Source organism: Vibrio chagasii, from assembly GCF_002954585.1.
GTDB lineage: Bacteria > Pseudomonadota > Gammaproteobacteria > Enterobacterales > Vibrionaceae > Vibrio > Vibrio chagasii_A.
In genome coordinates this window covers 1,467,848-1,488,155 of record NZ_MSCI01000001.1, presented here as the reverse complement: position 1 = coordinate 1,488,155, position 20,308 = coordinate 1,467,848, and the positions used below count along the sequence as shown (strand labels likewise).

Sequence of the window (20,308 nt, the reverse complement as noted above, 5' to 3'; positions counted from 1 at the left end):
GCGCTTTGAGACAGTAGGGTAAATATCGTCGAGAGGTCGCGACTGACATTAAATCACTTAATCAGCACCGAGCCCGTTACTTTTGATATCTGCGTTGGTGAGAAATCAGCATCATACATTTCCTTGAACGTTGCGACGATGTCACGTGTGGCCATGCTCTTTGCGCACAAGCTTAATATATTGTGATCCATGGATTGAAAGTGAGTTGGGTGTTTGCGGACGAGTTGAGGCTAAAAACTAGCTTCACGATCGCGAGGATTAACTTACCCTATTAGCCGTTGCGGGAGTTGGAACTCACTCTAAATTCGTGGTTTTGCTATCCAAGGTGCCCATCGAGTTCAGCGTTTAAGGCCGTTTCAACGGTAACCTTGGTTAACAGTTTTCAAGAGTCATCAAGATCAGATTCTGTCTCAATTGACTTTGTTGCTTCACGAGCAAAAGCTTCAAGTGCTCTCTTAACCATATTGTCAATCTTTAGCCTTTGAGGCTAAAGTCTAGACAGCTACACAGAATTCTGGACACTCTCAAAGGAGCCGTTGAAAAGCTACCTCTGAGTCCACACAAGTTTAAGATAATTCAATCAATACGCCTTGTTAAAACCACCATCTAACAAAATATTTTGTCCTGTCATATGATTCGCTAATGGACCTAACAAGGCAACTATAGATTCTGTAACATCGTTTACCGTGGCATACTTTTTCAGTGGGATATTTGCAACTTCACTAACCATAAATTCTTCAAAGCTGACCCCTTGAGCCTCTGCTTTATCTCGCATCTTTTGAGTGTAACTCTCAGTCATGACACCTCCGAGTGAAATAGTGTTCACAGATATGTTCTGAGAGGCTAAATACAACGCCATCGTTTTTGCTTGTCCAACCCAAGCACTTCTCAGACAATTATTTGTAGAATAATGTGTTAGAGCACTCTTTGAGCTTAGACCGGAAATCAACACGATCTTACACCCACTGTTTAATCGTGAGTGATTAGCAAGCTTTTTGATAAGCCTCAAAGGTAATATAAAATATTTTTCGTACAAGTCTCTCCAAGCCTCATCGTCCGGAAATACACTATTAGAAGGCGGAATCCTTGGAATGATAAAAACTAATCCATCCAGCCCACCAAACTCAATAATGGAGTCTGCACACAGGTCGATAGATCCTTTGTCGAAGAAGTCCAGGTGATGTGCCAGTACACTATGATGCCCTGATGTGACGACGGTATCGACAATATTGTCCAATTTAGCTGTATCTCGAGCGGCAAGATAAAGCTTGTTGTCTGCAGCCAATCTTTTAGCTAGAGCTGAGCCAATATTACTGGTAGCACAAGTGATCAATATTTTTTTCATTTTTTGACCCAATTTAATTATGAAAGAACTTTCAATAATGTGGTTTCTGATTGATGACTTATTTCAAGTTCCACTAATTTAGGTTTAACTTAAGGGAAGGTTTGGTATTTCTATTTGTTTTCCTTGGTTTAAATGTCATCAGAGCTATGATGCTGGCATACATTATAAAACTCAATTTACATCAATCTGTTATGTGAATCGAAATATAATTTAGAGATAGAACTTCGGAAGGTTTCAGTACGGACACCTCAAGATACGACTTAAATCAATTCGATTTACATCAATGTTCACCAAACGGTAAGTTCATCGGATCTAAAAACTTCAGAACAAAAAGTGAATAGACAACGATGAAACACAGGATTTCAAGACACTTTGAAAAGCCATTAATAAAAACTAATTTTGAGCGAATGCACAGCATAATAAAAGATGTAAGATCGATTGAAACCTAAGCCACAAGCATACAAACTCTTACTAGGATTAAAAATGAAGACGTCTACCATCATTGTACTTAGCTCACTTTTTTCGGTATCAGTACTCGCCAATACTAATGCAACCATAGATATGCATACTCTTTCAAAACAAGCACTAACGCATTACTCGGATATCAGTTGGACAACTGTTGACAAGATTGCTTCAGAGCTTCCTAAGCACCCAATTAATGTTGGTTTAGATATTGATGATACTATGTTGTTCTCAAGTCCTGTTTTTCATTACGGTAAACAAAAATATTCTCCGGACTCTTTTAATTACCTAAAAAACCAAGATTTTTGGAATGAGGCTTCTACGGGTCTTGACCGTTTTTCTATCCCAAAAAAGTCAGCGGTAGAAATAGTATCAATGCACCTAAAACACGGTGATACCATATACTTCATTACTGGCCGCACTGCTCCTCAAGGACAAGAAACTATCACCGAAACCTTACGCAATATATTTCCAAAAGAATACAGGGAACAAATTCAACCCGTCATATTCTCTGGCTCTTTAGATAAGGTAAAACAACTTAAAATGGCAAAAATTGCCCAATACTACGGTGATTCAGACGAAGATATCACCAGCTCTCGTGAAGCAGGCGCAAAAGCTATACGCTTTCTAAGAGGCGCACAAACAACCTATACTCCGCTGCCTCAGGCAGGTAGGTATGGCGAAGAAGTTCTAATTGACTCAAACTACTGAAGTGGGTGTGACCTCTCTTAGACTGAATTCAAATCACGCGTCATAGCGAGTGCTTTCTGACCATAGCAATGGCTTCGTTTGATTATGAACAAAAGAAGGTTATGGGAAACCCAAGTAAGATAAGTAAGCATGGATGATCAAAAGTATACAGACCGTTGCTTACATGATTGTCCTACGTTGAAGATCAGGTAAGTGTTAATAATAATTGGACTCGTTAAACTAAAAAGGCTGCCTTTTGACAGCCTTTTCTCGATGTATGTTTTTACTAGCTAAAGTTAGAATTTAGGTAGACCGCATTTAAGCGTTGCATTCCGCCTTCAGTTTTGTTCCAGCTTTAAATGTCGGAACTTTTGCCGCCGCAATCGTTATTTCTTCACCTGTTTTCGGATTACGCCCTTTACGTTCAGCACGCTCGTTAACTCTAAATGTACCAAATCCGACCAGCGCAACTTCATTACCATTAGAGAGCGCATGGCTCACACTTTCCATAACAGCTTTCAAAGCCTTTTCAGCCTTCGTTTTTGATATATCCGCTGACAGCGCAATTTGATCAACTAGTTGAGACTTATTCATATGCTATTTTTCCTTAAATAGTGGTATCACTACTTATTGTTTAGTATCTGCTGACAATTAATGCAAGAACAAAAATGGAAATTTCTAAATATAGCCCAACACTCGATCTATATGTTTTTTATACAGTTTGTATTATAAAAGTGCCAAACATAAAATGTAGTTCTATGATATTTTTGGCCTATTGTGAGTTTGTCTTTCATATAACAACCTAACCTTACAGTTAGCCCTGGTATAGAAATCAGGAAAGGTATGAAGCCAATATTTTCTTTGCACCAGTAGATATCACTCTATCAGTGTAGAGGGGAAATTTCCGGTAAGATGACAACTGTCTCGATAGAACATTCTGCAACTACTTATGCTTGTTCCGAGAAGATACACGCCTTCCTTTGATGGTATTAGATTTAATAAACTGATGGCTTTTATGGCGTATTATCTTGCTCAAAAATAGTAGCGATTAATTTATATGCTATTTTAAAAGTGCGGCGCACTTCACACCAATTTGCTACATAGCGGTGAATTACACATGGCAGAATGTTATGTCGTAATTATATAATGACTTTAACAAACCAAGACGGCTTCGCTTGCGCGTTCTGGAATAAGGCTAGACTTCGGGGGGAGGCTAGCCTTTCTTATGCCCGTAGTTCAGCGCTCTTTCCCACCTGTTCCTTCAACTTCATCGATCCTTTTGTTTTTTTCTTGGCGTTTTTTTCTTAAAATGCGCGCAATATTCTTTCTAGAGATCAACCATGAACAAAAGTGTCTTAACTAACGTCATCGCGTTAGCACTGCTTGCTGGCGGCTATACGACAGCAAATCAATACCTACTTTACGCGGGCCTATTCGCCTTTTCTGGTGCCATCACCAACTGGCTTGCGATTCACATGTTGTTCGAGAAAGTACCCGGCCTATACGGTTCTGGCGTTATTCCAGCACGCTTTGAAGAGTTCAAAGCAGCCATCAAACAACTGATGATGGAGCAATTCTTTACTGAGAGTAACATCGACCGCTTCCTAAGCAGCGAAATGAGCGGTGGCCAATCACTGAACCTAGAGCCTGTGATTAAGAAAATCGATTTCAATCCAGCATTTGATTCACTGGTTAACGTTATCGAGAACTCACAGTTTGGCGGCATGCTCGCAATGTTTGGTGGTACAGAAGCATTAGAGCCAATGAAAGCGCCATTTGTTGAGAAGATGCAAGAATCTGTTATCGAAATCAGCAAGAGTGATTCAGTGAAGAATGCCATCAAAGAAGAGCTGGAGTCACCAGCGATGATGGATGAAATCAAAGAGAACATTGAAGCTATCATCGACCAGCGTTTGAATGAACTGACACCGAAACTGGTAAAAGAGATGGTTCAAACCATGATCAAGAAACACCTTGGCTGGCTTGTCGTGTGGGGTGGTGTATTCGGTGGTGTGATTGGTCTTATTTCAGCGGCGATTACACTGTAAATCGTCTATGACCATACTTATCTGATTGCCCCTTTCTGGCAGTCACAAAAAATGGAAGCTCATTGGCTTCCATTTTTTATATCTATCAAACTGGGTCAAGTTAGAAGCGCGCTAAGTTAAAGTCGCTAACAGCTCTGGGTTCACACCAAAGCCCTTTTTATGCTCTTCAATCACCACTTCACTGCGTGTCTGAATCACGCCAGGCAAAGTACCTAACTTGGTGGCCATAAATGCTTGGTACGCCTTCATGTCTTTCACTCGAACCTTAATCATGGTGTCGAAGTCTCCCGACAACGAGTAACACTCTTCCACCTCTGGCATCATTTCCACGGCTTGGGCAAATTTATCAAAAATTGAAAAGCTGGTTTGGTCGAGACGAATATGGATAAAGACTTGTACATCGAGCCCCAACTTCTCGGAACACAGCTCAGCGTGGTAACCCGTGATGTAACCCTCTTTTTCTAATCGCTTCAATCTATCAGAGCAAGGAGAGGTGGTTAGGTTAACTTGCTTGGCCAACTCAACCACAGGCAAGCGTCCTTTCATATGCAGAATTCTTAGTATCTCTTTATCGATACGATCAAGCTGATGCTGAGACATAACATTCCTTAAACATTCTAAATTCGGCTCAGTATATTCCATACCTAGAGCGATCGAAGAAAACCCCGCTCACACATTTAAAAACTAAACGCGCAAGTCGCATTCACACTAAATATAAATCCACACAAATCGATAACAACCCTTATAAATCAAACTCTGGTTATTAACAAATTATTATAGAAATGACCCGATAAACAAATAAGTTGAGCCAGAAACGAAAGAAAGGATATATGGCAAAGTGAATAATATAATTATCAAAGAGAAAGGATGACTCTATTATGAAAACACAAGAACTCGCATATAAACCCTACGGTATCGGCTCATGGACACACGTAACAGTGTCAAAAGATGTGGCTCAAGCACTCGCTAATGAATACTCAAACTACGGATGGGAAGTAAAAATTGATGGCAATGCCATTAACAGCGAGATCGCGCTTAAAGCAGCTTAAATGACAAAAAACCTCCCAAACGGAGGTTTTTTTTGATATGAGTTAGTAAGCGCTTACTATCAGCTAAGCTAAGCCTACTTGAGGAACTGAACTTCCAGTTTCACAACGGCAATTGCATGTACGACAAAAGTGCTGCGTTTCCATATCGTAATATAAGTTGCCACTAAATAGCTTTGAGGTCCATTGCAACATACGGCCAGAGGCTGTCTCGGGTTCTGATTCACAACGTTTCATTATAGACTTATGTAGTGTTGTTTTTTTACATCCTTTGCAATAGAGATCAGGCATACCTTTGTCCTATAGGTCTTTAGTGATTACTGACAATTGACACATCATGTCCAATTCGGTTCCACAATTCACCGAGCTAATAACAAAAGTGAGCGTCAAGTTCAAAAATTAGCCACTTTTCTGTTTCATTTTTTGACATCACACGCCATTGAGCAAGTTAATCTTTCCCTTCTCACGCAAGATCCGATCGCTTCAAAAAAGATGGAACCAACCGCTCACCAAGAGTTTTTGGAGTCATTGAATATCGATGAGCAAGAAGTCGCGAGCATTAGAGAGTGGTCAAAAAAATAGAGCCACCGAAGTGACTCTATTGTTCTAAATTAATATCTTTTGCTAGTTCACTTGTATTTTTACAATGTAAATTAGTCTAGCTCTACTAGCTTCTTCTCGAACTCAGCGTGTTGCGCTTTCACTTCGTCTTCTGGCTCGCCAGTAATTAGGCTCACGATAACGATAGAGATAGTCGATAGGATGATTCCTGGTACGATTTCGTAAACGTCGAACCAACCGCCCGTGAACTGTTTCCAAAGTACGATAGTCACACCACCAACCACGATACCCGCTAGAGCGCCGTTACGGTTCATACGAGACCAGTAAAGGCTCATCACGATAGCTGGACCAAATGCCGCACCAAAACCAGCCCAAGCGTAAGATACAAGGCCAAGTACAGAGCTGTCTGGCGTCATCGCTAGGAATAGCGCGATAAGAGAAATAATGATTACCGCAAAGCGACCTACACGAACGATATCTTCAGATGTCGCATCTTTCTTAAGCACTTGCTTGTAAAGGTCTTCTGCCATTGCAGATGAAGATACAAGAAGTTGTGAATCCGCAGTACTCATGATTGCAGCAAGGATAGCCGCCAGTAGGATACCTGCGATTACTGGGTGGAACATCGCGTTAACAAGAAGCATGAAGATCTTCTCACCATCGTCTAGCTTCGGCGCGCCAGAGTTAGTCACGTAGATAAGACCAACCAGACCCACTAGCATTGCACCAACCATAGACAGTGCTGTCCATACCACAGCGATACGACGCGCTGTTGCTAGGTCTTTATTAGTACGTGTTGCTTTGAAACGAGCAAGGATGTGTGGCTGACCGAAGTAACCAAGACCCCAAGCCGCTAGCGAAATGATCGCGATAGCAGACAGTGGCTCACCTTTCGCATCATTCCATAGCGTTAGCAGCTCTGGGTTGATGTTGTGAAGATCAGTCGATAGCTGACCAAGACCGCCATTCATCGCTGCGATTGGTACAATCAATAGCGCAGCAGACATCAGTAGACCTTGAACCAAGTCCGTCCAAGATACCGCAAGGAAGCCACCAAATAGCGTGTAAGAAACCACACATACAGTGCCGATAATTACCGCTGTTGTGTAATCTAGGCCGAATACCGTTTCAAACAACTTACCACCTGCTACCAAGCCAGAACTTGTGTAGAAAAGGAAGAATAAAAGGATAAAGAAAGCAGAAATTGTTTGGATCAGCTTAGAATTATCATTGAAACGACGAGATAGGAACTCAGGTAGGGTCAGTGACTCTGTCGTAATGCTGTAAGTACGCAGACGCTTAGCACTGATTAACCAGTTCGCCCAAGTACCCACTAGCAGGCCACCAGCAAGCCAGAATGCTTCAAAACCAGCAGCGTAAGCGTAACCCGGTAGACCAAGTAGTAGCCAACCACTCATGTCTGATGCACCAGCAGAAAGTGCTGCAGGCCATGGGCCTAGCGAACGACCACCAAGGAAGTAGTCTGTAGAGCTAGAAGTACGTTTGTAAGCAATAACACCGATTGCCAGCATCATAATTAGATACGCAATGAACGTCGTCGTTATTGCAAAACTGTTTTCTATCATTAGATAGTCCTCATTTGTAAAAAGCCTTCCATGCCTAACCCAATACCATGCCCTCACCTAAATAAAGGCAAGCCATTACATTGAGTTGGGGATTTTGGCTCCAAAGCACTGAGGGAGAAAACCAAAAGTGCTTAGAGCCAATGTTACTGAAGGTTAGTGAGCTTCGCTTCCAAGTTCGAGCAAGGTCGCGTTACCGCCCACGGCTGTTATATTTATAGTTCGCGTACGCTCGGTAATGAAGCGCAGCGATAGGTGTGGATCGTGAGCAACATGCATTGCTGTCAGATCCGTTTCAGCTACTAAACTGACGATGGCACCGTCACGCTTAGCAAGTTGTAAATTGATAGCTTGAGCCGTTTGTGAATTACCTACGTAACCTGCGCTACGTACATCGCAAGACAGCAGCTGTTGAGCCGCGTCGTACGAAGCAACCTGCACCAAGTTCGTCGGTAGATTCGCTTGTTTCGCCGCATCAGCGATCAACGTGTTGAATTGCACGTCATCACTGCACAGTTGCACGCTGTTACCCGCTAATAGTGCTGCGGTAATCATCGCGGTTGCTGTTTGCAGTGCTGGCTCTTTGTCTTGGCAATCATCAACAATTACCAAAGCCACACCGCGACCTGCAGCATACAGCTCGTTTGTTTCACCAGTCGGGCCAGCCATTAAGTGCTGCTCAGAAAGCAGCGCAGACGCTTGCTCTAGGTGATAAGTTGCCACTGCCGCCAAAGACGTAGATTGGCTTTCGATCTCTGATTTGAATGCAAGTACCTGAGCACTCTTATGATCAAAGTCGGTAAGATTCCATTGTTCCCACGCCAAGAAAGCATCAGAAAAACCTGTCACTTGATGAACCATGATACTGCTCCTTATGCCTTGTCTTGTGATTGAGAGAAATGAACATCAGTAAAGCGGTATAGGTAGTGAGGACCACCCGCTTTAGGGCCAGTACCAGACAAGCCTTGACCACCAAATGGTTGTACACCAACAACAGCGCCAACTTGGTCACGGTTGATGTAACAGTTACCCACACGAACGTGTTTTTCGATCCAACGGTAAGTTGTCTCGTTACGGCTGTGGATACCCATGGTTAAGCCAAAACCGGTTTGGTTAATTTGGTCTACCACTTGCGCCAGTTCACTCGCTTTGAAGCGAACGATATGCAGCACAGGACCAAACTGCTCTTCTTTCAAACAGCTAATGTCATCGATTTCAAATGCACTTGGTGGAACAAAATCACCATGTTCACAATCCGCTCCTAGAGAAAGTTGAGCCACTTTCTTCTGGGTCTTGGTCATGTTTTCTAGGTGCGTCATCAACTTCTGCTTCGCGTTTTGGTCGATAACCGGGCCCACATCCGTTTTATGAAGATGTGGAATACCAACACTTAGCTCATCCATCGCACCGTGAATCAATCCAATCACGCGGTCTGCAATGTCCTCTTGAATGTAAAGCACACGTAGCGCTGAACAACGTTGACCAGCTGAAGCAAAGGCAGAACGAATAACATCACGAACCACTTGTTCAGGCAGTGCAGTACTGTCAACGATCATCGCGTTCTGACCACCAGTTTCCGCGATAAACGGCACTGGCTTAGCGTTGCGACTTGCCAGCGACACGTTGATGCGTTGTGCAGTTGGTGTAGAGCCCGTGAAGGCAACGCCCGCAATCGCATCATGGCTAGTTAACGCACTGCCGATCTCAGCACCACGACCAGGTAGAAGTTGAATCGTGCCAGCAGGGAAACCCGCTTCATTCATCAGTTCAACCGCGCGAGCTGCAATCAAGCTTGTTTGCTCTGCAGGTTTCGCCACAACCGTGTTACCCGCCACTAGTGCAGCGGTAATTTGGCCAAGGAAGATTGCCAATGGGAAGTTCCATGGGCTGATACAAACGAATACACCACGACCTTGTCGCGAAGCGATTCGAGTTAGACCATCAAAGCCTTTTAGCTCAAAACCTTGTAGGTTGTTCGCTTGTTTTGCGTAGTAACGACAGAAGTCGACCGCTTCACGCACTTCATCAATGCTATCGTGAATAGTCTTACCCGCTTCTTGGTGACAGATTGCCACCAGCTCAGCTAGGTTCTCTTCCATCAAATCAGCCAGCTTCTCAAGCGCAGCGGCTTTGGTTTCAACTGATGTCGCATTCCAATCAGCAAATGCTGCGTCTGCACCAGTGATCGCTGCGGAAACATGATCAAGGTTTGCGAAAGCCACCTGACCCACGTTAATACGACGATCGTAAGGTGCTGTTACTTGTTCAACATTCTGATCAGCCTTGATCATGCTTTCGGCAAGAGATTCACCGTTGATCACAGGTCCAGCAGTCCATTGATTGTTCAAAAAGCTTTTTACTTGCTCTTCAAACTGATGCGCTTCGCTTTCAATATCAATGTTCACACCGTATGAGTTCTTACGCTCAGGGAATACCGCTGGCGGCAGAGGAATCTTAGTGTTGTTCAAAGTATCGAATGCCAAAAGCATGTCGACTGGGTGCTGTGTTAGCTCTGCCACAGGGCAACGAGCATCAACCAAACGGTGTACAAACGAGCTGTTTGCACCGTTCTCTAGCAGACGACGTACTAGGTATGGCAGTAGATCTTTATGGCTACCAACTGGCGCGTAGATACGTACCGACTGTTGGTAAGCTTCCATTGCATGGTTGTAAAGTGAATCACCCATGCCATGTAAACGTTGGAATTCAAAGTCTTTATGGTCTGTCATCACTGCAATAGCAGAAACCGTGTGAGCATTGTGGCTCGCAAACTGCGGGAAGATATTGCCACGAACACTTGGGCTCAATAGGTAACGCGCACACGCTAGGTAAGCTACATCAGTCGCTTCTTTACGTGTGTAAACTGGGTAATTATCGAAACCTGCTTGTTGCGACCATTTGATCTCGCTATCCCAGTAAGCACCTTTAACTAGGCGAAGTGGGATTAAATCACCTTGCTCTTTTGCTAGGCGGTTTAGCCAAACTAGAACTGGTAGCGCACGCTTTGAATACGCTTGAATAACCAGACCAAACTTACCCCAGCCTTTCACTAGCTCGCTGCGGTACAGTTTTTCGAATAACTTAAGCGAAAGCTCTAGACGATCCGCTTCTTCTGCATCAATCGTGATCGCTACATCAAGCTCAATCGCACGACGCAGTAACTGCTCTAGCGTGTCGCATAGCTCAGTTAGTACACGGTCTTCATTCGCTACTTCGTAACGAGGGTGAAGTGCAGAAAGCTTGATAGACACAGATGGCGCAGGGCTAGATTTTGAAGAGACATAAGTGTCTCGGCCTACGGCTTCAATCGCCATTAGGTAATCTTTAAAGTACTTATTTGCGTCAGCTGTGGTCAGTGCCGCTTCACCTAGCATGTCGTAAGAGTAGGTAAAGCCTTTGTCGCGCATAGACTTACCGTTCTTTTGCGCTTCAGCAATGCTACGGCCAAGAACAAATTGGTGACCCATCACTTTCATCGCTTGGTGCATCGCTTTACGAATTACCGGCTCAGAAAGCTTGTTCACTAGACGGTTAACCGCTTGTCCAGCACTCTGCTCGTTCGATGAAAGTCCAACCACCTTGCCTGTTAGCATTAAGCCCCAAGTCGAAGCGTTAACAAAAACAGAATCAGAATTCTTTAGGTGAGACTTCCAATCCGCAACGCTTAGCTTGTCGCGAATCAGTGCATCAGCCGTTGCTGAATCAGGAATACGCATCAAGGCTTCCGCCAGACACATCAGCAAGATGCCCTCTTGAGTATCTAAGCTGTATTCAAGCAACAGCGCATCGATCATCTGGATAGAAGTCTTATCCGCACGGATAGCTTCGATCAAAGAAGTCGTTTTGTCTGTGATTTGCTGCTTTTCAGACTCAGAAGGGGTAGCTAGTGGCAGAAGTTGCTCTAGCCATTGGGTTTCATCCACCATATACAATGGTGAGATAAGCGACCATAGATCATCAAGCGACTGCTCGTTGAATTCTGGCTTTAACACATCAGTAGCTGTAAACATGCGTTTTCCTTAATCTCACACCCGGAATTAGCCCGGGATCTCTACAATGGCTGCAGTGTATTTAGAGTATATAAGGAATACTTGTCAAAAACTCCGAGTTTTTTGCTAAAAACTCGCTTTATTAACAAAACAAACACAATGTCACATATGAAACTTTAATATAATATGCCGTTTCGTTTCACTATTTAACAGAAATTTGCTTTTTGTATTGAGATGGTGACATGCCTTGAAGGCGTGAAAAAGTGTGGGTAAAGGAGGATTGACCGGAGAATCCAGCAAGTTCTGCGACCTGACCAAGGCTTAAATTCCCTTGTTCAATAAGGCGTCGAGCACGGTCGATTCGCTTACCTAATACATACTGGTGAGGAGTAATGCCCATTTGCTCTTTAAACAACATGTGGAATTGGCTCTCACCTAAGAACACGCTACCTGCGAGTTGCGCGACTGAGATCTTACTTGCTAAATGTTGCTCGATATAACGATCAAGTGCTTCAAGATCGAAGCGCGAATCCTTCACTGACGTTTCAAATGCCGAAATGTGCCTTTGCATTAAGGCGATCACCGTGTCATTACACGCTCGGCTTAATAAGAGATCATCAGGACTCGCCTGCATCTCTTGCACTAACATATGGATAAGCTTTTGAATTTGAGCATCTAATTGGAAATAGACGTTCGAAGATTCGAGCTGGTTAATCTTATCTAGCATCAGCGGGTCGTCGTCACTCGGCACGGGCATGTTAAGCACCAAAATATCGGACTGACCGACCACACCACCGAAAGCATGATCAGAGCTCGCCGTCACCACACAACCTTGTCCAGGGCCAACAAGATTCCCCTTACCGCTGACTTCAAATTCAGCCTGACCTTTTAAACCAATCACCACCTGAGAATAACTATGATCATGACAATCCATGTGCGATGGCAAAGTGATGATCTCAGCAGGACGAGGACCAGTAAGGCCTAGCGGAGAAAGGTCTAGGTTAGGAAAGGGTAAAGGTTTAGACATGACAGACAAATACTCGGGTCAACATACTAAGAATAATACTCTTAAATGCGCATAAGATGAATTTGTAAATGTTCCTGAGAGTTATTTGCTCACGAGAACGAAAAGATCATTATCGCAATCATCATGATCATACTTCCGGAAAGATGATCATGAGTGTACAAACTACGGGCTATGTAAAATCAATATTTCCAGTGCTTTTTTATAAATCCCAACCTCATTATCCAACCAACTCGAGATGATTCATAAATGAGAATTCAATCATCAGAACATCGCTAAAAAATTTGCTTCTATAGCTCAAACAATTCGCATAAAACTTATAAAAAGTGTATCCAAAGTACCGAAACGCGGCATTTGAGTAGATTGAAATACAATAAAACGGTATAAAGATGGATACTGTGTTGATTGCTAATAACTAGTGACTCACAACTAGAAAGCAGACACATTATCAATGAGCCAATTACAATCTATAAGTTGCAGGGACCTATGACTAACTTTCGAATTTCAGCGCTTTTACTTGCGCTATCCCCACTTTGGGTATCTGCATCGGTATCAGCTGAAGAACTGAATCAAGTCGATCCCGTTTCAGCCATCGATGCAAAAATCACAGAGAAAAACTCAGATATTGAGCGTATTTCAGCAACCAAAGTATCGGCGACTGAGAACCTAAAACAACTACAAAACAAAAATAGTAAGTTGTTGCGCGAAGGTGAAGAACTTAAGGCAAAACGTAACAGAGCCAAGTCTGTACTAGACAAACAGTACAGTCGTTTACTTGAAGATCCAGAAACGGATCTGGTCTCTTTTCAAAAAAGCTACCAAGATGCATGGGCTGCAGTTAAAGAAAATCAATCGGCTCAGTTAGACAATCAACAAGCGATGAATGAAGGTGAGATTCACCTTTCTCAGATCAAGCAAAAGCAAGCTCGCCTAAATAATGAGTTAGCGAATCTGCGAGAGTCTAAAGTTGAAGCTCGCGTAAAACGTATTGCTACAGAACTGCGTGAAAGTGCGGTTTTGGAAACCAGCTACACCACGACATGTGCATCAACAATGACGCTTGGTGAGTGTACTGCACAAGGTAAATACCTAACGAACCAAAAAGCCGTGCAAACGTTCAAGACCCAGTTACTTGAACAGCTCACAGAAAGCACGTTGGCAAAGCAAAATTTACAAGGTGTTCAACTGAACATCCACGTTCAGGATAGCCAGCCAATCAAGAGCGGTTTCTCTGGCAACAACTCTTACTTCATGCAGATGCAAGCTCAGCTGCAAGCCAAACCTGAAGCAGTTGCTGCATGTAACCTATTGAACGTGTCAACACGCTACTGTTTAACTGGCAGCGACGCAGCTGCAGTCAAAAAGAGCGACAAGAAATGGGCAAACGTGACCGTGCGTTCTGACCAATACAACGACTCTGTGACCATCAATGGCATTAAGTATGGCAGCACACCTATTGAGGTCGCGCTACCAAGTGGTCGTCACCAAGTAACCATCTCTAAGCAAGGTTACGAGTCATACAACCGCACAGTCACCATCAATGGCAGCGATACTATCTGGGTTAAGCTTCTTCCTAGCAAAGAAAGCTAATTCCCTCAGTAGAAGATCGCCATACCGATTTCACGAAGCTGAATGAACACTCGCCATTTTGTTGATAGTTATAAACTGTTGATTTTAATAAACAGTAGCTGCAGACGAAATGGCGTTGTCGTTTAGAATAGTCGATTAACCTAAATTACGATTGAAGTAGCCCATCATGCGCCAAGGTTTACCCACTCTATTATTTGCACTTGCTCCCTGCTTAATGACACCTGCTGTTTTCGCTGAAGCAACACCACCAGCAATCACGGCCGCGTCTGTTACTGGTCTTAAAAGTTCGCTTTTCGAAAAGCACGCTGAGTTAACGGCTATCGAAAAGAAAGTCGCAGACAAACAAAACCAAGTTGACAACCAAGCGCAGCAAACAGCACGTCTCGCTAAACTATCTGTGGAAGCGGAACAAAAACTTGCAGCGGCCAAAGCAAGCCTAGAGCAAGATTACACGCGCATGATTGATGAGCCAGACTTCGATATCTCGACGGCTCAAAATCACTTCCAAGACGCATGGAAAACCGTGAAAGAAGGCAAACTTGCGATTTCTGACTCTAAGCAGAAGCAGCAAGGTTTGGCTATGGAGCTTGAAGCTATCCAAGCCGAGAAAACAGCGACAGAAACAGCCATCGCCCAGCTAGAGCAAGACAAGCTGAGAGCAAGAGCTGAAAGACTCAGAAACGAGATCACCCAAACACAAGAGCAGACAGTCAGCTTTACCAATCGCTGCAGCAGCGACATGACATTAGCCCAATGTTCTGATCAAACAGTGACCCTAGCGCTTCAGAGGGCGGTGAAGCAGTTCCAACACAGCCTGATTGATAACACGACAGAGTCGAAAACCGTTAAAGAGCACTTGTCGTCTACATCACTGAACATCCACGTTCTGCAACACAAAGTGACCTCTTCAGGCTTCTCGGAAGATAACCGCTACCGCGCTGTCATCTCTGCGAACCTAGAAACTCGCCCAAACAAGAACACCCCTTGTCGCCTGCTTGGTATTAAGTCATCCAACTGTTTCACGCAAACTGATCAACAAGCCAACGACCAACAAAAAGAAGTCGCTTGGGTTAACTTGGTAGTTCGCTCAAATCAGTACAACGACAAAGTGCTAATCAACGGCGTTAACTACGGCAGCACCCCTGTTGAAGTCATGCTGCCAACGGGCCCACACATGGTGACGATCGAGAAAGAAGGTTACATCTCCTTCCACCAAGAGCTAAAAATAACTCGCGATCACAACCTAAGAGCAGTGTTACAAGCCAAGCAAAATACGTTAAACGTAGGCACCAAGTTTGCGGACCCGATGAAAGATAGCACTCAGAGCCCTGAAATGATCGTTGTCGGCTCTGGCCGTTACCTACTGGGTGAAAACAGCGCCAAGCAAGTGACAATAAAGCAGCCATTTGCCTTAGCCGCTACCCCAACACGTGTACAAGACTTTAGAGCGTTTGTAGAGAGCACTGGCTACCAAACAGATGCAGAGCTAATGAATACCTGCGATACCTTCGCCAATGCTGAAATTACCTCTGTTGCCGACAGCGACTGGCAAAAACCAGGCTTCAAGCAAGCAGACAACTCACCAGTAGTTTGTGTCAGTCAGAATGATGCGATGGCCTACACTCGTTGGCTATCCAAGAACACTGGCTTTACCTATCGCTTGCCAACACCACAAGAGTGGGAAGCGGCAGCAAGAGCAGGCCAAGAAACCAACTTCTGGTGGGGTAATGAATTCCGTTCAGGTAAAGCGAATACGGGATGGGCAGGCACACCGTGGTCAAACGTGAGTACCTCTCCGGTAAAGTCATTCATGCCAACACCAACAGGTTTCTACGACATGGTAGGCAATGTATGGGAGTGGACAACCACTCAGAAAGGCCTAGCCAAAGGTGGCGCGTGGAGCTTCTCTCCTGAAGAAGCCAAAGCATTTAACGAGCTATACGTTCCGCCTTCAACCGCAGCCAACTACCTCGGCTTTAGAGTGTTACGAGAGCTATAAGCTCTCGATAACTCGCGCCATAGTTTAAAATATTTACTCTAGGCTCTCATTTATCGCATTCAATTGTGTTTATAGGGGAATTCCCCCCTTATGCATGAGCACGCCTAGGAGTAGATTCGTCGATAGAGTAGTAAGTCACTCTGGGTATCTAACTGATGCCTCAGCTTAATTTGCCTGACCCTCGTAAACTAAGCTGAAAACCTTCTACATGTCGACAAGGCATATCTTGTCTTTGGCCAGCCCCTCTTCAGGCTGGCTTTTTTTTGCCTATCGATCACACGGTTCGCCTATCTATTGCCCGTGAATCATGCAGTTATTCAACACTCTGATTAACGAAAACTCACCCCATCTTTTCTACACGTATTCCAACCTGTAATTGCCATTGCAGTGCAATAGTAAACTGATATTATTGCAACATCGCCATCTACGAGATAAAACCTTGCCAGAATCACTAAACCCCATACATCGTTCTTTGTTCGAACAACTTCCAGGCTGCTGGGGCTGTAAAGATACTGACTCTGTTTTCGTATACGCAAACCTCGCTTACAACCAATTGATTGGCTTAAAACCGGGTGAGAGTTGTACTGGATTGACAGATTTTGATATGCCGAGCCAAACCATCGAATGCGCGCAAGACTTTAGGGCGCAAGACAAGCATGTAATGGAAACGCGCTCGACACTCAAGATCCTTGATATTCATCCCTACCCCGATGGACGCTGGCACGCCCATATCTTCACCAAAACGCCTTGGCTTGATGACAACGACAACGTACAAGGCACCATCTTCTATGGACAAGAGCTGACTGATACAGCGATTTTAGAAGTGGGTCACTGGGTGTGTCAGGCAACTTGCGCCAAAGACAATCAGGCATCGATCGCGGGCTCAACACCGCGTGTATCTAAACTGCAAAAGAAGCTGACCTCACGTGAATCAGAAGTCCTATTTTTACTGCTTTTCGGTAAGAAACCTCAATACATTGCATTGACGTTAAACATCTCAATCAAGACGGTTGAGGGGCATGTAGCAAGGCTTAAGCAAAAGTTCGATGCACGTAGTAAGAGCCAGTTAATCGAGTATGCATTGGATTCAGGATTAGGCTCTGTGATTCCTGAAACTTTACTCAAGAAACAGATCTCTGTGGTTCTACACAGCGACTGATTAACGACTCACAGCGCCCGTCGAGATGGAAAGACAGACAAAAAAATACCGTTGACGTGAATGAACACAAGATCAACGGTATCTTCTTAAATCAACGCTATTTTCTAGTTAGTTCAGCAAACTCAAACTATGGCGCTAGGCGATCAATGTCCCAGCTGTTGTCTTGACGTGAGAACAAGAAGCGATCATGTAGGCGGTGCTCACCACCTTGCCAAAATTCAATGCTATCGACGCGCACTCGGAAACCACCCCAGAAAGAAGGGACTGGGATCTCACCTTTCGCAAACTTCTGTTTAAGCTCTAGATACTTGCCTTCTAAGATGCCACGAGCAGAGATACGACTACTTTGTTTACTTGCAATAGCAGCCAATTGGCTCTCTTTTGGACGAGACGAGAAGTACTTCATGTTTTCCATCGCCGTCAGCTTTTCAGCCGTGCCAGTAATATGAACTTGTCGCTCTAAAGGATGCCAAGGGAAATGCAAACTGATCTTGCTGTTATGCTCAAGTTGCTGTGCTTTACGGCTACCTAGGTTGGTGTAAAAAACGAAACCATCTTTATCAACATTCTTCAGCAAAACAATGCGCTGGAATGGCTGTCCATTTTCATCAACCGTCGCCACTGTCATTGCCGTCGGATCCGTCAACTTAGCTTCAATCGCTTGCTCTAACCAAAGGTTAAATTGGTCAATTGGGTCTGCGGCTAAGTCTTTACGTCTCAATCCACCCTGAGCGTATTCGCGACGAATGTCTGTCAGTTCCATTTGGTTGCTCCTTTTAATTTTTTTGTGATTCTGCGCCGTAATCCTTTGAAACACAAGTCTAAGCCTTGGTTTTGTCTCATTTAAGGTGCTCTGTGTTAACGAGATCTCGGTACGCTAACCGTCATATTGATAGTCTATATGTAAACTGATTGTAACTTGAGTTTCTCGTGTCTAAAAAACTGTCTAACCTGATCACGCCTTTTGTATTTTTCTCATTGATATTGGGAGCGGCTGGGCTAACTGCTACTCACTTTTTGGCAGGTCAATACCAAGAGCAAGTTGTCACACAACAACTCAACGAAGCGGCGAACAAAGCCAACCTGCAGATCGATTCTGAATTAGATAAGTTCAAACAAATTCCCGACTTGCTCAGCCACGATCCACGCCTGCTGTCCTACTTTGATAAATCACTAAAGACAGACAAAATCTCCACAGCTGAACTCAACACCTTGTTATTCGAATGGTCGGGACAAAGCCAAGCCGATACCATCTACATCCACGATCCGAGCGGCACCGTGGTAGCCTCAAGTAACTATCGAAAACCTCGAACTTTCGTTGGCGAAAACTTCGCGTTTCGCCCCTACTTTGCGTCCGCAATAAAAGGCCATAAAACCCAATATGTCGCACTCGGCGCTCGCTCTGATGTACGAGGCTATTTCTTATCTTCACCACTTTATATCGACGATGACATCGTAGGCGTCATCACGGTGAAAGTAAGCTTAGAGAACCTAGAAAACATTCTAACTAGCGACGACTTTGAGATTGTAGTGCTTGATTCCAACCAAGTGGTGTTTCTATCTAGTCAGGCACCTTGGCTTTATCACTCATTGCTGCCATTAACGGATCAACAGCAACAAGATATCGCAGCGCAACGCCAATACGGTCAAAACAAAATTTCGATCATTGATGCGTTTAACTCTACGAACCAAACAACCGATGCAAGCAAAGTGCTTACTGCAAACCAGTTATTTAAACTTGGAACTTTCAACCTGTACCCTGCCGCTACCAGTGACAATCAGTACCAAGTCGTTGCTATCAAGGACACAAGATCCGAACTGCTCAAGGTGCTGCAGCTCGACGTTATCTTCATCGTAATTTACAGCTTAGTCATGCTGATTGCTTGGTCGTGGCGCCAAACCTACCTCGCGAAAGTGGCACTGACTGAGCTCAATCAGAATTTAGAGCAGACCGTAGACAAGCGAACTCAATATCTAAAGCAATCCAACCAACAGCTGCAACAGACACTCTTTCAATATCAAGAGTCTCAATTGAAGTTAAAACAGACAGAGCAAGAGCTAACACAAACCGCTAAATTAGCCGTGCTGGGTGAGCTGTCAGCCAGTATTAACCACGAGATTAATCAACCACTTGCTGCACTTAGAACCTACAGCGAAAACAGCGTCAAGCTGCTTGAGATGGGACGTTCAGACTTAGTAAAAAGTAATCTGGATAAAATGATCGCGCTAAACACCTCAATTACCGAGATCATTGCGCGCCTTAAGGTATTTGCGCGTAAGGTGACCAAGCAAGAGCATCATGTGGCGAGCCTGCATCACGCGATCAACAACGCCACCAGCATTCTCAGAGCACTGATGATCAAACAAGGCATCACGCTCAAGTTAAGTACCGTGCCAGATGACATTAATATCGCGATTCACCCAACAGAGCTTGAGCAAGTGTTAGTTAACCTGATGCACAATGCGACTCAGGCACTTTCTCAGCAAGCCGCACTTCAAAACGACTTGGAAACTCAAGAAGGGAATCAACCAACCTTTCCTCAAATTGGCGTAGAGTGGCAGCTTAATAATGATGCCTGCCAACTGATCATTTGGGATAACGGGATTGGTATCGCCAGCGACAAACTGGAACAGTTATTCGACCCATTTTTTACTAATAAGCCTGAGGGGTTAGGGCTCGGACTTTCGATATCGAAGCGAATCATTGAAGCCTATCACGGCACGATCAGCGCAACTCAGCGCGAGCCTTCAGGCATGGTATTCTCTCTGAATATTCCACTGTACCAAGATAAAGGCTAACAGCCTGTTATTA

15 protein-coding genes and 1 pseudogene are annotated in these 20,308 nt (G+C 44.2%); 7 read left to right on the top strand and 9 right to left on the bottom strand.

The window, feature by feature from the left end; genetic code table 11:
- Positions 1–51 precede the first annotated feature (51 nt).
- Both BTO10_RS23975 and BTO10_RS06900 read right to left on the bottom strand, forming a co-directional pair.
- Positions 52–463, bottom strand: a pseudogene (locus BTO10_RS23975) (transposase); the annotation flags it as partial.
- A 117-nt stretch (positions 464–580) separates the two neighbouring features.
- Positions 581–1,345: an SDR family oxidoreductase gene (locus tag BTO10_RS06900; RefSeq protein ID WP_105024048.1), complete on the bottom strand. Its 765-nt coding sequence runs from the start codon at positions 1,343–1,345 to the stop codon at positions 581–583.
- Positions 1,346–1,828: 483 nt separating this feature from the next.
- On the opposite strand from BTO10_RS06900, the gene aphA reads away from it, so the two are divergent.
- On the top strand, positions 1,829–2,518 hold the full coding sequence (gene aphA, locus BTO10_RS06895) for an acid phosphatase AphA (RefSeq protein WP_105024047.1): 690 nt from the start codon (positions 1,829–1,831) through the stop codon (positions 2,516–2,518).
- A 297-nt stretch (positions 2,519–2,815) separates the two neighbouring features.
- Here the strand turns inward: aphA and BTO10_RS06890 are convergent, their stop codons facing one another.
- Positions 2,816–3,091 carry an HU family DNA-binding protein gene (locus BTO10_RS06890; protein WP_063524878.1) on the bottom strand — a complete coding sequence of 92 codons (276 nt, stop codon included), beginning with the start codon at positions 3,089–3,091 and terminating at the stop codon, positions 2,816–2,818.
- 746 nt (positions 3,092–3,837) lie between these two features.
- On the opposite strand from BTO10_RS06890, the gene BTO10_RS06885 reads away from it, so the two are divergent.
- Entirely contained in the window at positions 3,838–4,545 is a 708-nt protein-coding gene (locus tag BTO10_RS06885; protein ID WP_105024046.1) for a DUF445 family protein, read from the top strand.
- Positions 4,546–4,656: 111 nt separating this feature from the next.
- On the opposite strand, the gene BTO10_RS06880 is transcribed toward BTO10_RS06885, so the two are convergent.
- Positions 4,657–5,145 (bottom strand): Lrp/AsnC family transcriptional regulator, encoded by a 489-nt coding sequence (locus BTO10_RS06880; RefSeq protein ID WP_004736894.1) that lies wholly within the window; start codon positions 5,143–5,145, stop codon positions 4,657–4,659.
- 278 nt (positions 5,146–5,423) lie between these two features.
- On the opposite strand from BTO10_RS06880, the gene BTO10_RS23440 reads away from it, so the two are divergent.
- Positions 5,424–5,594 carry a hypothetical protein gene (locus tag BTO10_RS23440; RefSeq protein WP_004736895.1) on the top strand — a complete coding sequence of 57 codons (171 nt, stop codon included), beginning with the start codon at positions 5,424–5,426 and terminating at the stop codon, positions 5,592–5,594.
- Positions 5,595–6,244: 650 nt separating this feature from the next.
- Here the strand turns inward: BTO10_RS23440 and putP are convergent.
- The 4 genes from putP to BTO10_RS06855 all read right to left on the bottom strand — a co-directional run bounded on the left by putP (position 6,245) and on the right by BTO10_RS06855 (position 12,751).
- Entirely contained in the window at positions 6,245–7,735 is a 1,491-nt protein-coding gene (putP, locus tag BTO10_RS06870; protein ID WP_105024253.1) for a sodium/proline symporter PutP, read from the bottom strand.
- A gap of 156 nt (positions 7,736–7,891) precedes the next feature.
- Entirely contained in the window at positions 7,892–8,596 is a 705-nt protein-coding gene (locus BTO10_RS06865; RefSeq protein ID WP_004736898.1) for a hypothetical protein, read from the bottom strand.
- An 11-nt stretch (positions 8,597–8,607) separates the two neighbouring features.
- Positions 8,608–11,745 (bottom strand): bifunctional proline dehydrogenase/L-glutamate gamma-semialdehyde dehydrogenase PutA, encoded by a 3,138-nt coding sequence (gene putA, locus BTO10_RS06860; RefSeq protein ID WP_105024045.1) that lies wholly within the window; start codon positions 11,743–11,745, stop codon positions 8,608–8,610.
- A gap of 181 nt (positions 11,746–11,926) precedes the next feature.
- Positions 11,927–12,751 carry a helix-turn-helix domain-containing protein gene (locus tag BTO10_RS06855; RefSeq protein ID WP_105024252.1) on the bottom strand — a complete coding sequence of 275 codons (825 nt, stop codon included), beginning with the start codon at positions 12,749–12,751 and terminating at the stop codon, positions 11,927–11,929.
- A gap of 483 nt (positions 12,752–13,234) precedes the next feature.
- On the opposite strand from BTO10_RS06855, the gene BTO10_RS06850 reads away from it, so the two are divergent.
- The 3 genes from BTO10_RS06850 (at position 13,235) to BTO10_RS06840 (ending at position 17,496) form a co-directional block, all read left to right on the top strand.
- Positions 13,235–14,338 carry a PEGA domain-containing protein gene (locus BTO10_RS06850; protein WP_105024044.1) on the top strand — a complete coding sequence of 368 codons (1,104 nt, stop codon included), beginning with the start codon at positions 13,235–13,237 and terminating at the stop codon, positions 14,336–14,338.
- A 166-nt stretch (positions 14,339–14,504) separates the two neighbouring features.
- The gene (locus tag BTO10_RS06845) at positions 14,505–16,337 is read left to right on the top strand and encodes a formylglycine-generating enzyme family protein (protein ID WP_105024043.1); all 1,833 of its coding nucleotides are present in this window, start codon (positions 14,505–14,507) and stop codon (positions 16,335–16,337) included.
- Positions 16,338–16,713: 376 nt separating this feature from the next.
- Entirely contained in the window at positions 16,714–17,496 is a 783-nt protein-coding gene (locus BTO10_RS06840; RefSeq protein ID WP_080566501.1) for a helix-turn-helix transcriptional regulator, read from the top strand.
- Between the two features lie 127 nt (positions 17,497–17,623).
- On the opposite strand, the gene pdxH is transcribed toward BTO10_RS06840, so the two are convergent.
- Entirely contained in the window at positions 17,624–18,259 is a 636-nt protein-coding gene (gene pdxH, locus BTO10_RS06835) for a pyridoxamine 5'-phosphate oxidase (RefSeq protein ID WP_004736905.1), read from the bottom strand.
- A gap of 167 nt (positions 18,260–18,426) precedes the next feature.
- On the opposite strand from pdxH, the gene BTO10_RS06830 reads away from it, so the two are divergent.
- Entirely contained in the window at positions 18,427–20,295 is a 1,869-nt protein-coding gene (locus BTO10_RS06830; RefSeq protein ID WP_105024042.1) for a sensor histidine kinase, read from the top strand.
- Positions 20,296–20,308 lie beyond the last annotated feature (13 nt).